Below are 13378 nucleotides of genomic sequence, written 5' to 3'. Positions count from 1 at the left end.
CAGCACCCCCATCCCCGTCGTCTCCCCGGTCAGCTCCGCCTGCTTCCACGACAACCCCACGAACGAGATCGCCCCCAGGTTGTACACCTCGTCCGGCTGCGAGATCTCCACCGCCCCGATCAACGACGGAAGATCCGTCAGATCCCCCTCCAACAACACCNCCCCCGGCACCAGCCGCTCCACCGTCGCCACCTTCGGGTTCGACTGCCCCCGCACCAACCCGAACACCTCATAACCCTTCGCGGTCAGCAACTCACCCAGATACAACCCGTCCTGACCGGTAATCCCGGTAATCAGCGCGCGAGGCACGTCGAATCCTCCTGTAGACCGCCCGGTACTGGGCGGAAGGTTAGCGTCGGGTAAAGCGGGCGGGTCAGCCGGGTCCCGCTCCCGTGGTCGGCGTGGTCGGCGCGGGTGCGGCGGCCGCTGCTCCCCGGGCGATCCGGNGAAGCTGGGGAATGATCGCGACACCGATCCGTCGGGCACCGCCATTGGAGATGTGCACACCGTCGTCGTCGCGTAGCCGGACACCGTCCAGTTCGTCGACGTACTTGTCACCCGGAGTGAGAATTGACGTGATGTCGATCACGGTGACGCCGGGATGGCGAGCCGCCGCGGCCCGCAGCAGCGCGTTGAACCGCACCACCCGTTCGGCCTTCGTCTCCGGGTAGATGCCGCCGTTCGGCGCCTCGGTCGGCTTGAACACCGGGGTCGTCAGGAGCACCACCTTGGCACCCTTGGCGCCGAGCGTGTCGATGGCGAGGTCGAGTTCCCGGCCGAGGTAGGCGTCGAACCCCGGATCGCCGATGTGCGTCCACCGGCCGTCCCGCATCTGGTCGGTGACCTCCCAGCGACCGACCAGCAGGATCGCGAGCGCGGGGTTGACCTCGTTCACCCGTTGGGCGAACCGTTGCGGCCACTGGTCGCATCCGTCGGTGGTGGGACCGGCGCTGCCGAGGATGCGCCGCTGCATCCCCCGTGCGACGCCACACCCCAGCTTGGAGAAGTCGTGGATCTCCATACCCTGCTGGGCGGCCATCGAGGAGAAGTCGCTGAACCCCAGGGTGAGAGCCACCGAGTCGCCGCCGAGCAGGACCTTGATCGGGGGNTNCCCGCCGGCCTTGACGGCGACGGCCGGTTGTGGGGAGGTCGCCGCCCGCCGCGCCAACGCCTCCAGGTCCGCGGGAGTGCGCACCGACGCCGACGTCCCGGCGGTCGCCAGCAGGATCACCGCGAGCACCCCGCCCAGGGCGGCGGGCACCGTCACCCGCGGGACGGGGAAGCGTACTTTGCCCCGCCGGATCGGGTTCTCCACGAGGTGGAACGAGGCCAGTGTGATCGCCAGCGTGGCGGCGAGGCGGAGCCCCAGCAGGACCACGCCGTTCGTCCCGGTGCGGGTCGCCGTCAGCGTGAGGAAGATCGGCCAGTGCCACAGGTACAGGCCGTACGAGATGCGGCCGACGAAGGTCAGCGGGGCGGTGGCCAGCACCCTCGCCACCGGGCCTCGGGGCGCTTCCACGAGCGAGGCGACCAGCAGCATCACGATGATCGCAACCCCGAGGAAGCCGCCGGCGTAGAGTCCGCGGCTCTCCCCACCCACCGTTGTCCAGAGGAGGATCATCGCAGCCGTGGCGACACAGCCGACGACCGACATGACCGACCGGGCCCGGGCGGAGATCGGGGTCGTCCGCTGGGCCCGCCAGACGGCGAGGGCGGCCCCGACCAGCAGGGCCTGGGCGCGGCTGTCGGTGCCGTAGTAGATCCGGGAGGGGTTCGTCCCGACCACGAGCAGGGCGAGGCCCACCAACGCGGACGCCTCGGCGCCGAGGACCGCGACCGTGAGCGCGAGCGACTGGGCCTTCTGGCGCTGCCGGCGCCAGCGGTCCACGGTCTTCGCGCTGTGCCGCATCAGCAGGTAGACGATCAGCGGCCACAGGACGTAGAACTGCTCCTCAACGGACAGTGACCAGGTGTGCAGCAGAGGTGACGGAGCCGAGAAGTGGTCGAAGTAGCTCTGGTCGGACAGCGCGAAACGCCAGTTTGCGACATAGAGCAGCGTGGAGAGCGCGTCCAGCCGCAGGGTTCCCACGTCGCCGGGGGAGGCGATCCAGCGGGCGTAGGCCGCCNCCCCGAGCAGCAGCAGCAGCAGCGCCGGCATCAGGCGGCGGGACCGGCGGATCCAGAAGGCGCGAAGGTCGATGCGCCGGTTGTAGCGGTACTCGGCGATCAGCAGGCCGGTGATGAGGAACCCGGAGAGGACGAAGAAGGTGTCGACGCCGAGCAGGCCGCCGGGCATCCACGAGACGCCGGCGTGATATGCGATGACGGCCGTGACCGCGAGCGCGCGCAGGCCGTCGAGCGCGGGGGAGTGCCCGAGCGGCGCGAGCACGGGTCCGGTGGCGTCGAGATCCTCCTCGACCCGCAGCGGCCCCGTCGCCTCGCGCGTGCCGGTCCGCGGCCGGGTGCCGGCCCGGGCTCTCGCCCCGGGTGCCGTCACCGTCCCGGGAGACCGGTAGGGAGGTCCGGCCGGCGGCCGGGTGGCCCCGGGCGCCGGGCGAGTCCCGCCCAGGCGGGTATTGATCGGGACGGTGTCGGTGGGCTCCGGTCCGGGTGCCACCCGGCGGTGGCGCCCACCGGAGGCGAGCGGGAAGGTGTCGGCGTCGTTGCTGGTCAGCCTCGTTCCCTCCTCGTCGCCGGGGGTTGCGTCGGCTGCGACCTCGCCAGGACATACGACAGGCAAGGCTAATCGCAGCGGCGTGGAAGGACGTACGCGCGGTGTGCTCGCCGCTGTCGCGGCGGACGCGGTGTCGAGCCGTTATCGGGACATTGGTACCTTCCGCGCGTGTCTGAGACCACGGCGGGGCTCCCCCGGATGGTGGCCCCGGCGCCGGCGGTGTCCACGGGCCAACCCACGTCTCGATTCCCCGTGATGTCGGGGTTCTCCGCGATGCTGGGGCGGNNNNGNNNCNNGCGCTGGCACCTGTGGCTGGCCGCGATCGGGCTGCTCGGTCTCGCCGTCCGCCTGTTCTACCTGTTCCACTGGCTGCATCCGGCGGTCGTGGAGGGGGACCCGTACTACTACCACGAGGCGGCGAACCTCTTCGCAGCCGGCCGGGGCTGGCCCGATCCCTACGAACTCGCCCTGTCCGGCCGCTACGTCCCCGACGCCCAGCACCCCCCACTGACCAGCGGGCTGCTGGCCGTGCCATCGGTGCTCGGATTCACCAGCTTCCTGTCCCACCAGCTGTTCTCATGTCTGCTCGGCGTGCTGTCGATCGTGCTTGTCGCCCTCGCCGGGCGGCGGATCGCCGGCCCCGTGACCGGACTGGTGGCGGCCGGGATCGCCGCTGTCTATCCGGGCATGTGGCTCAACGACCCGCTGTTGATGTCGGAGACGACCGGGATCCTCACCTGCGCGTGGATCATCCTTGCCGCCTACCGGTTCCGAGACCGGCGGACAGTCGCCGACGCCGCCTGGCTCGGAGCGGCCCTCGCTGCGGTGATGCTCGCGCGAGCGGAACTGGCGCTGCTCGCCGTGGTGCTGGTGGTGCCACTTGTCGCCACGGCCCGTGAACTCGCCTGGCGGCGCCGGATCGCCCTGGTGGCCGTCGCGGCGGCGGTGAGTGCGCTCACGATCGCGCCCTGGACCATCTACAACCTGTCCCGGTTCAGTGAGCCGGAGTACCTGTCCACCGGGCTCGGCTCCACCCTGGCGGTCACCCACTGCCCGGCCAGCTACTCCGGCCGGTACGTCGGCTGGTGGTCGTTTGACTGCATCCTGGCGTTGCCACCCTCGCCCCAGGAACGCTCCGAACGGGATGTGTTCTACCGCCGGGCCGCGTACGACTACATCAAACACAACGAGCGCAGCCTGCCCCGGGTGGCCGCGGCGCGGCTCGGTCGGACGTGGGGGGTCTACCGGCCCTGGCAGCAGGCCCGGCTGGACACCATCGAGCGGCGCCCCCTGCTCCTCAGCCAGGTCGGGATGGTCACGCTGTGGCCGTTGGANATCGCGGCGCTCGCCGGGGTCGTGGTGCTGCGCCGCCGCCGGGTCGTGCTGCTGCCACTGCTCGCCGTGCCGATCGCCCTGAGCCTCGCCTCGGTCGCGATCTACGGGACGACCCGGTTCCGGGCCGCCGCGGAGCCCGCGATCGTGCTGCTCGCCGCCGTCGCGATCACGGCCGCCGCGCGGTGGCTCGGGCGTCGTGTAGTGGCTCGGGTGCCGCGGTAGGTTCGCGGACCGGCCGGCCGGGGCCCCTGGGTGCGGATCCGCCGGCGGGCTTCTGTGCGCGGACTGGCTGGCCGGGTAGACCGTCCGGCCGGGTAGAAAGGGTGGGTTCGCTCGGGGTGTCGACGTGGTCGCGCACACCGGACTGGTACGTTGCCTGGGTGCCGGACCTCGCTGATCTCCGGGCGCTCGGTCGGTGAATGGACCCGCCCTTTCTCTCACGGCCGCAGCCGATTCCGGCGCAGCCGCCGGCCCGGCCGGCACCGCTTCCATCCCCGAACCGCGCACTCCCGCGCCGGTCCGTCCACCCAAGGTCGTCTTCGACGGCTTCGACGGCCTGCGCGCGATCGCAGCGGTCCTCGTGGTCGTCGTGCACACCGCGTTTCCCGCTGGTTTCACCACCAGCAGCCGGCTGGGCCCCTACACCGCCCGGGGTGAGATCGGTGTCGCGGTCTTCTTCCTGATCTCGGGGTTCCTGCTCTACCGTCCGTTCGTCGCCGCCCGGTTCGCCGGCATCCGCGGCTCGGACGCCGCCGGCTACCTGGTCCGGCGGTTCATGCGGATCGTCCCGCTGTACTGGGTGGCGCTCGCCGTCACGCTGACCGTGGTCAGCAGCAAGCGGGTCGGCGTGCACGGCTTGGCCGGTCTGCTCCAGACGGCGTTCTTCGTCCAGGGTTATCAGGAGCACTGGGCGATCCAGGGCCTCACCCAGGCCTGGACCCTGGACGTCGAGGCGGCGTTCTACCTGGCGATACCGGTGTACGCGTGGCTGCTGCGGCGGCGGGACCGTCCGCCCGCCGCCCAGTTGCGCGTGGAACTCGCCGCGCTCGCGGTTACGTTCGTCGCCGCCAAGATCGTTCACTACCTGGTGATTCCGTCCACGCAGACCTGGATGAACGGCTGGAACGTCTGGCTGCCGGTCTGGTGGGACCTGTTCGCCATGGGCATGCTGCTCGCCGTGCTCTCGGCCTGGTACTCCCGGCAGGGCAGGTCGCCGCGCTGGGCGGAGCTGCCCGGCTCGGGCACGGTGTGCTGGGGCATCGCCGCGTTCTTCTACTGGGTGTCGAGCAGGCATCTCGGCCTGCCGCTCGTGCCGATCTTCGAAGCCACGCGGAGCCAGGACATGGGCAAGCACCTGGGCTACGGGTTGTTCGGCTTCTTCCTGCTGCTCCCGGCGGTGTTCGGCCACGGCGACCGCGGCTGGGTGCGGCCGCTGCTGGCCAGCCGTCCGCTGGCCTTCCTCGGAGCGATCTCGTACGGCATCTATCTGTGGCACTCGGCCGTCATCGNCCTGGTGCNGGAGCACAGCGGCNGGCGGCTGTGGAAGANCCCCTNCCCGCCGTTTCTCCTGGTGGTCCTCACCCTGACCGTCGGGGTCTCCACCGTGACGCACTTTTTGATCGAGCGTCCCTGCATCACCCTCTCCCGGGAGTGGGCCCGGCGGGCCGACAGATGGGTGGCGAGGCGCTTCGAAGGGGCGGCGAGGGGCGGGGAGGGCGGCCTCGTGAGCGGGGCCGGCGGATCGCCGGGCGAGGTCGAGGTGATCGGAAAGCCCGTCGATAGCCCGACGGTGCCACTCGCGTCAGGCCTCATGTCACCACGGAACATGACGGACCGGGACGCGCGAGACCCGTCCCCTCCGGTCCGGTCTCTCGATCCCGACCTGCCCGGCGTGCCGGATGGACGGGCGTCGCGCGCCGGGTGGAAGCAGCCCCGGGTCGAGTTCGACGGTCTGGAATGGCTCGGGCCGCAGCCCGCGCCGCAGCCCGGTGGGCCTGGGGCACAGCCGGCCGAGCGCGGGGGGCCCGAGCGCGGGGGGCCCGAGCGCGGGGGATCGGCGAGCCGGCGCTGACCCGAAAATGACCGGGCGTCGGGCGCCGCGAGGCCAGGCCGTCGGCAGGTGTCGGGAATCGGACGCCACGAACTCACCCATTTATCCACTTTTCAACCGATCTGCGCCGTCAGTCCCTGTCGTGTCCCGTCCGCACACGTTCCCACCCGTGTGCCGCGACGATCCGTGGGACGGCGTTGTCCCGCCTACCGCGGTGCCACGCCGCCACCAAAAACTACATATGGACGTCATGTGTCTGCGCAGAGTGAGAGTGATGGCGGACGGCGCACGTCTTGGTACGGGCGCCCGTTGACCACCCTGGACACCCGTCCCTAGACTTGGGGGCGTGCACGAGGGTCTGTGGGTCTCAGACCGAGCGGATCCACTCGAGCGTCGTTATCGTTTCTGACAGTTTCTTCGTTTTTGGCGTTGTTTCTGTCCCTCGGTCCCGGCGGTTCGATCCGGCCCTCGCGCGGACGACCACCCCTAGCCGGAGCCGACCCCTTGACGAGCACCACCGACGTACGACCCGTGGAGACCGTGACCATCTCGCCCAGCCCGACCACACCACAGGTAGCGGTCAACGACATCGGCTCGGCCGAAGACTTCCTTGCGGCCGTCGACAAGACGATCAAGTTCTTCAACGATGGCGACATCGTTGACGGCATCATCGTCAAGGTCGACCGCGACGAGGTGCTGCTCGACATCGGCTACAAGACCGAGGGCGTGATCCCGTCCCGGGAACTGTCGATCAAGCACGACGTCGACCCGCACGAGGTCGTCAGTGTGGGCGACCACGTCGAGGCCCTTGTCCTCCAGAAGGAGGACAAGGAAGGCCGCCTGATCCTGTCCAAGAAGCGTGCGCAGTACGAGCGCGCCTGGGGCACGATCGAGAAGCTCAAGGACGAGGACGGTGTCGTCACCGGCACCGTGATCGAGGTCGTCAAGGGTGGTCTCATCCTCGACATCGGCCTGCGTGGCTTCCTGCCGGCTTCGCTTGTGGAGATGCGCCGGGTCCGCGATCTGCAGCCCTACGTGGGCCGCGAGCTCGAAGCCAAGATTATCGAGCTGGACAAGAACCGCAACAACGTTGTGCTCTCGCGGCGGGCCTGGCTCGAACAGACCCAGAGCGAAGTCCGTTCCGAGTTCCTCGCCCAGCTGGCCAAGGGCCAGATCCGCAAGGGCGTGGTCAGCTCCATCGTCAACTTCGGCGCCTTCGTGGACCTCGGTGGTGTGGACGGCCTCGTGCACGTCTCCGAGCTGTCCTGGAAGCACATCGACCACCCGTCCGAGGTGGTCGAGGTCGGCCAGGAGGTTACCGTCGAGGTCCTCGATGTCGACTTGGACCGCGAGCGGGTCTCGCTGTCGCTGAAGGCGACGCAGGAGGACCCGTGGCGTCAGTTCGCCCGGACCCACGCGATCGGTCAGGTCGTTCCAGGCCGGGTCACGAAGCTGGTGCCGTTCGGTGCGTTCGTCCGGGTGGACGAGGGCATCGAGGGTCTGGTCCACATCTCCGAGCTGGCCGAGCGGCACGTGGAGATCCCCGAGCAGGTCGTGAACGTCGGTGACGAGATCCTGGTGAAGGTCATCGACATCGACCTCGACCGCCGCCGCATCAGCCTGTCGCTCAAGCAGGCGAACGAGGCGACAGGGCTGGCTGTCGACGGCGAGGCGTTCGACCCGAGCCAGTACGGCATGGAAGCCAAGTACGACGAGCAGGGTAACTACGTCTACCCCGAAGGCTTCGACCCCGAGACCGGGGAATGGCTCGAAGGTTACGAGGAGCAGCAGGCGGAATGGGAGCGGCAGTACGCCGAGGCCCAGGCCCGCTTCGAGGCGCACCAGGTCCAGATCCGGGCCGCGCAGGAGGCCGATGCCGCCGCGGCGGCCCCCTCCTCCTACACCTCCCAGTCCGAGCAGCCTTCCTCGGCGATCGATGAAGAGGCGCTGCGTCGGCTGCGTGAGCAGTTCGGTCGGGAGTAGCCGACTCCCGTCACCGACGGTCGGGGCCCGGGGATCTTCTCCCCGGGCCCCGACCGATTTCCGATCCTTTCCCCTGCCCGTCCCAGACCCGGCGGAAGCCCAGTCCCGGGTAGAAGCTCAGCCCGGGCAGAGGGAGGTCCTGGGCCGGATCAGGACGAGGAGCGTGCCACGGCCGGGTCGACGTGATCCGGCCTGAGCAGGATCGGAACGTCGTCGCGGATCTCGTAGCGATGGCCGAGACGCGGGTTGACCAGCCAGCCGTCGACGAGCTCCAGCGGTCCCTTGTCGACCGGGCAGGCGAGGATCTTCAACAGTTCGGGTTCGATGGTCATCTCTGACGTTCCTGTTCGTCGTCTTGGGGGCCGTCGCGGGACCCGTGAGTATCCGTTCCGGATCCCATGAGCATCGCAGACACCCAGGTCGGCCCTGACCGGTCCCGACCGGGGGGCGCCAGCCATCCCGGTGTCGATCCCGGTCGTGAGGCACCGGTTCGCCTCGCTGACGGGTTATGCAACCAACTCGATGACATAAAAACTTCTGGGGGATAGCGTCGAAGTCGCTCGGCGGCCGGAGACCGGCCGCGAAGTCCCAGCTCGCCCTCATCGAGAGTCAGGTGTCCATGACTGTCCATGACTTCACCGTCGATGCCGCGGACGGAACCTCCCGCTCGCTCGGCGACTACGCCGGCCAGACGTTGCTGATTGTCAACGTTGCCAGCAAATGCGGTCTGACGCCGCAGTACGAGGGGCTGGAGTCCCTGTACCGGGATCTGCACGGCCGCGGCCTGGAGATCCTCGGCTTCCCGTGTAACCAGTTCGGCGGGCAGGAGCCGGGCACCGATGCCGAGATCCAGGAGTTCTGCGCCACGAAGTTCGACGTCACCTTCCCGGTCCTGGGGAAGATCGAGGTGAACGGACCCGACGCGGCCCCGCTGTACACCCACCTGCGTTCCGAGGCGCCCGGTGACTTCGGGCCCGATGCCGGTTTCCTCTACGAGCACATCAAGAAGACCCGGCCGGAAGCGATCGGCACCGACGAGATCAAGTGGAACTTCACCAAGTTCCTTGTCGACCCGGACGGAAAAGTGGTCCGCCGGTACGAGCCGACTGTCACCCCCGAGGAGATCCGCAAGGACCTCGAGGCCACCCTGGCCTGATGGTTCTCCCGTGCCCGGCCTGCCGCTATCGCCGGCCGGGCACGCCGAAGCCGACGGTGCCCGCCGGCTTCGCGGCAGGAGTAGGCGAGCGCGGTCAGCGGTCGCCGAACAGCGCCAGATAGCGTTCCGCCGCGTTCGGGTTCAGTACCGGCCTGTACAGCGAGGACTCCACGTTCCCCTCCTCGGCGTTGTTGAAGTACGCCTCGTAGGCCAGGGCGTCGGCGTTCGCGGTGAAGGTCTCGTACATCTTCTGGATGTAGTAGGGGTTGTCGCCACCGCCGCCGGTCGTGCGCACCAGACCCCACTCCGGAACGGCGAACTTCTTGCCGTGGGCGCGGGCGAAGGCGATCACCGTGCACAGACCGGACCGCAGATGACATTGCCGGTCCCAGATCGTCTTACTGACGGACGCGGGGTAGGAGTCGTAGGAGTCGATGCTGACCACGTCGACGTAGTCGTCACCGGGATAGGCATCCCAGATGTCCTGACCGCTTACCGGCAGGTGATCCCGGTGCGCGGTCATGTTCCAGTCGATCCGCACGTGCGGCGCGGTCGACCGGATCGCCAGGACCGTGCGGCGGTAGCAGGTCTTCCAGGTCTCGACGTCGCGTGGATACCACCAGAACCAGTCGCCGTTGAACTCCCAGCCGAGCCGGACGAAGGCGTCGCCGCGGCCGAACGTCGTCAGCGTGGTGCCGAACTGCCGCCAGTAGTTGTCGTAGGCGCCAGTCGCGCAGGTGGCCTCGTCGCCGTCTTTGGGAAACATCGGCTGGGCGACCGACAGGCCGCCGGGGAACTTGTCCCGGGTGAAGGCCTGCGTCGGCCAGCCGGCCGAGACCAGGTTGGTCCAGTCCTGCCGATCCGTGAAGACGACGGCCAGGTCCACCTTGCGGCCGGTGAAGACCGACCAGAGGTTGACGTCCGCAGGGTAGTTGCCGTTGGCGCCGGAGACCCAGCGCACGCCGCCGGGCTGGGGCGGCTTGGGTTTGTTCGAGCAGGAGCTGAGCCCGCCGGCGACCAGGCCGATGACCAGCAGGAGGAGCAGCGGCAGCGGGAGCGGATGGGCGGCACGTCTGTTCCTCGTCCGGGCGGCGCGGACGGTGCGGCGGCCGGCAGACCCCCACCCTCGCGGTGCCGGTCGCGGTCTCACGCGACGGAGGGTCTGTGCATGGTGGAGGGTCCGTGCATGGNGGAGGATCGCTGCGTACCCGAAGCCGTGGCAATGGCGCCGAGCAGCGGCGTCTCCAGCGGGCCGGGCCGCCGAGCCTGTAGCCAGGCCTGCACGGCCTCGGCCTCGACCGCCCAGTCGTGACCGGGAACGAGCGCCTCACCCAGCTCCATGTGCGTGGCCATGGAGGGCTCCGGCACCAGCATCGTGCGGCGCAGCCGTTCGGGCCGCGCCAAGGCGACGGCGTTGAGTGTCGTGCGCAGCCCGCTCAGCACCACCCGACGAGCGATCCGCGCGGCGGGGGGTGGCGGGGCGAACGCAGGCGGTTCCCCGCTCAGCTCGGCCAGCCGGAAGGGCTGGAAACCCTGCAGAGTGAGACAGGTCGCGCGGTCGAAGGCGCCGCCGACGAACGGGATCGAGCGCAGCAGCAGTTCGTCCTCGAGCAGGGTGCCGACCCGCAGACCGAACGTGCTGGTCGTGGTGGCGGCCCTGGCCCAGGTCACGCCGTCGACCACCGGCGCGTGGGAGTGGCTGCCGCCGTCCCGGTGGATCATTGGCCGGCGGCGGGNGGNGGTTGAGGAGAATCGCAGCGTGCTGTAAAGGGTGAAGTAATCGACCGCGGGGAGCGCGGTCGCTGCCGCGACGAGACTGGAAAGCGATTTTTCCGTGTACAAATAGTCATCTTCGGCGAGCCAGACCAGATCGTCCGGCGACCAGCGCCGGACCCGCGGCATCCGCAGCACGTACCGGTAGGACGCGCGATTGCTGCCGCACTGCACCGACTGCACCTCGCCGGCGGACGTCATCACGGCAAGACGCTCCGCCGGCATAGGGCCGTCATTGACGAAGACGATCCGTACCGGGATGTCGACGTTCTCGACGGCCCGGAGGAGAGAGGCCAACGCAAGCATCTTGCTGTAGAAGGTCGGTCGGTTCTTCGTGTTCTCCGAACCGACCGACCGATAAAGAATACGCAGAATCATCGCAACCCCCCTACCGGCCCTGGCCCGGCAGCGCTCATCGTGGTGGCCTCGACGCCTCGGACACCGCCTCGACGCGGTCGGCCGAACATATTGCACACAGCTCGTACGTTACTGTGAAACATCATTATCATTGATCATTGCCGGTCCCGGTCGGGTGCTCCGGAACTCGGCCCTGTACGGCCGGTCCGGCCGGCTCGCCGGAAAGGGCGATCGCCGTGTCCCGTTCCACCTCCCGTGCGGCCCGGCGGACGAGGATGAACCAGATGGGGACGGTCACCCAGAAGGCAAGTATGTAACCGCAGACCGCGCCGGTGCCGCCGCCGATCTCCAGACCGACGATCGGATAGACGACAAGCTGGGGGGCGAGCACCGCATTCGCGCGGAAGGTGAGCTTGGCCTTGCCGAGCGCGTAGAGCATGCAGGCCGGCCCGACCGTCGCCGCGGGGCCCGCCTGCTGCACGATGGACAGCGCCAGCAGGTCGTGGGTCTGCTCCCAGGTCTGGCCGAGCAGCGAGTGCCCGATGCTCGTCGGCAGGACGAGAAAGATCGTCCCCCAGGCGGCGCCGGCCGCGACGATCACCGCGGACAGGGCGTAGGCGGCGCGGACCCGGGCTGCGGCCGAGAGGTCCTTGCGGCGGGAGAANTCGGGGNTGGCCCNGCTCACGATCCCNACCGCGAGAATGGTCGTCGGTCCGAGCAGAGTCTGCACCCCGCGCAGCGCGCCGACCAGGTCGATCGCGCCCAGCGTACCGAGCAGCAGAGNGGATGCCTGCTGGGCGCCTTGGACGGTGAGGTACTCGGCGCTCATGTACCCGTTGACATCGCGGTGTTCGACGACCCACTGGCGCACGAGGCTCGGCGCCGGCTTGAAGCCGGCCTGCGTGACGCCCAGCATGGCGGCGACCGCGGCGGCGCCACCCCAGGCCAGCAGCATCGCCCACGAGGTGGAGACGTCGCGGACGATCAGCGCGTAGATGGCGGCGAACTGGACGATCGCCCAGATCCCGTCGTTGGCGGCGGCGGCGGCCGGGCGACCCTCGGCGAAGAAGACCTGCCGCCAGGCGTCCTGGAGCAGCAGCGTGGGAAAGACCAGTCCCATCGCGACCAGCGAGGCGCCGACCGAGCCGCCCATCGCCGCACCGACGGCAAGCGTCACGACCCCGCAGACCAGCCCGATCACGAGGGCGGTGCCGGTCCCCGCCGCGCCGGCCACCCGAAACACCCGCGGCGGCACGTCGGAGAACTTCATCCCCAGCGGAGCGGTGCCGACAGCCTTCGAGAACCCGATCATCAATGAGAAGATCGCGAAGGCGACGGCGAAGGCCCCGAACTCGGACTTGCTGACGCTGTGGGCGATGACGAAGGACATCACGGCGTTCGTCCCGCTGGAGAGCACCTGGTCGACGAGTGTCCAGATGGCCCGCGAGCGGCTGGAACCCCGGGTCGGTCGCTCGTCATGGTGGCGACCACCGGCCGGACCGCCGTCGTCCAGGATGGTCAGCCCGTAGTCGACCGGTTCCCCACAATCCGGGACTGCCGGTGCCTCGCGCCCCCGGTGGATCTCGCCGCGGCCGATCGGCGGGATGAGCCATTCGCCGGTCGCGGGACCCCACAGGGGGNGNAGCCCCTCGGGGGTCGGCCCGTCCAGTGCCGTCCCGAAGGCTTCCACGGCCGGGATCCGGCGGCCGCGCAGGCCGCGGATGACCTGGGTCCGCTCCCGGTCGAACTGTTCCGGTCGCGGCGACAGGGCGGCGGTGACCTCCGGCACGGGTTCCGTCCGGGGGCGTGGTGACTCGTGCTGCTGGGCCGTGGCCGGCGCGGATGTGTCCGGGCCGGTCACCGGAGCCCACCCGGCCCTCCGCCGGGTGGTACTCGGACGGTGGAGGGATCGCGGAGAGTCCTGATGATCGTCTTTTGCCGGGGGTCGGTGGCCGAACTCATTGATCCACCGCCGTCCGTCCTCTCCGTGCCGCATCGGTCCGACCCCGGCTCCCCGTGCCGGCCGGGCGAGCGACGCCGCCGCTTCCGC

The 13378-nt window shown here is 69.6% G+C and carries 8 protein-coding genes and 1 pseudogene; 4 read left to right on the top strand and 5 right to left on the bottom strand.

The features are described 5' to 3' along the window. A partial coding sequence (locus CED_RS16240) for a GDP-mannose 4,6-dehydratase (RefSeq protein WP_035911982.1) occupies positions 1–309 on the bottom strand: 309 nt, incomplete at its 3' end. 64 nt (positions 310–373) lie between these two features. After that, on the bottom strand, positions 374–2740 hold the full coding sequence (locus CED_RS16235) for an acyltransferase family protein (RefSeq protein WP_235187112.1): 2367 nt from the start codon (positions 2738–2740) through the stop codon (positions 374–376). Positions 2741–2929: 189 nt separating this feature from the next. On the opposite strand from CED_RS16235, the pseudogene CED_RS16230 reads away from it, so the two are divergent. The 3 genes and pseudogenes from CED_RS16230 (at position 2930) to rpsA (ending at position 8042) form a co-directional block, all read left to right on the top strand. Beyond that, positions 2930–4231: pseudogene (locus tag CED_RS16230) on the top strand (glycosyltransferase family 39 protein). A 193-nt stretch (positions 4232–4424) separates the two neighbouring features. Beyond that, a complete protein-coding gene (locus CED_RS16225; protein WP_035911978.1) occupies positions 4425–6080 on the top strand; it encodes an acyltransferase in 1656 nt (551 codons plus the stop codon). A 483-nt stretch (positions 6081–6563) separates the two neighbouring features. Further along, entirely contained in the window at positions 6564–8042 is a 1479-nt protein-coding gene (gene rpsA / locus CED_RS16220) for a 30S ribosomal protein S1 (RefSeq protein ID WP_011435507.1), read from the top strand. Positions 8043–8191: 149 nt separating this feature from the next. On the opposite strand, the gene CED_RS16215 is transcribed toward rpsA, so the two are convergent. Continuing rightward, on the bottom strand, positions 8192–8374 hold the full coding sequence (locus CED_RS16215; protein WP_011435508.1) for a Trm112 family protein: 183 nt from the start codon (positions 8372–8374) through the stop codon (positions 8192–8194). A gap of 287 nt (positions 8375–8661) precedes the next feature. On the opposite strand from CED_RS16215, the gene CED_RS16210 reads away from it, so the two are divergent. Continuing rightward, entirely contained in the window at positions 8662–9198 is a 537-nt protein-coding gene (locus CED_RS16210; protein ID WP_011435509.1) for a glutathione peroxidase, read from the top strand. Positions 9199–9292: 94 nt separating this feature from the next. On the opposite strand, the gene CED_RS16205 is transcribed toward CED_RS16210, so the two are convergent. Continuing rightward, positions 9293–10348 (bottom strand): glycoside hydrolase family 26 protein, encoded by a 1056-nt coding sequence (locus CED_RS16205; protein ID WP_011435510.1) that lies wholly within the window; start codon positions 10346–10348, stop codon positions 9293–9295. After that, a complete protein-coding gene (locus tag CED_RS16200; RefSeq protein WP_035911977.1) occupies positions 10345–11349 on the bottom strand; it encodes a hypothetical protein in 1005 nt (334 codons plus the stop codon). Before CED_RS16200 ends, CED_RS16205 begins: the two co-directional genes overlap by 4 nt. Between the last annotated feature and the right edge of the window lie 2029 nt (positions 11350–13378).

This window comes from Frankia sp. CeD (assembly GCF_000732115.1).
Classification (GTDB): Bacteria; Actinomycetota; Actinomycetes; order Frankiales; family Frankiaceae; genus Frankia; species Frankia casuarinae.
Note: the sequence above shows the minus strand (reverse complement) of the source record. Positions and strands in the feature narration are given on the sequence as shown.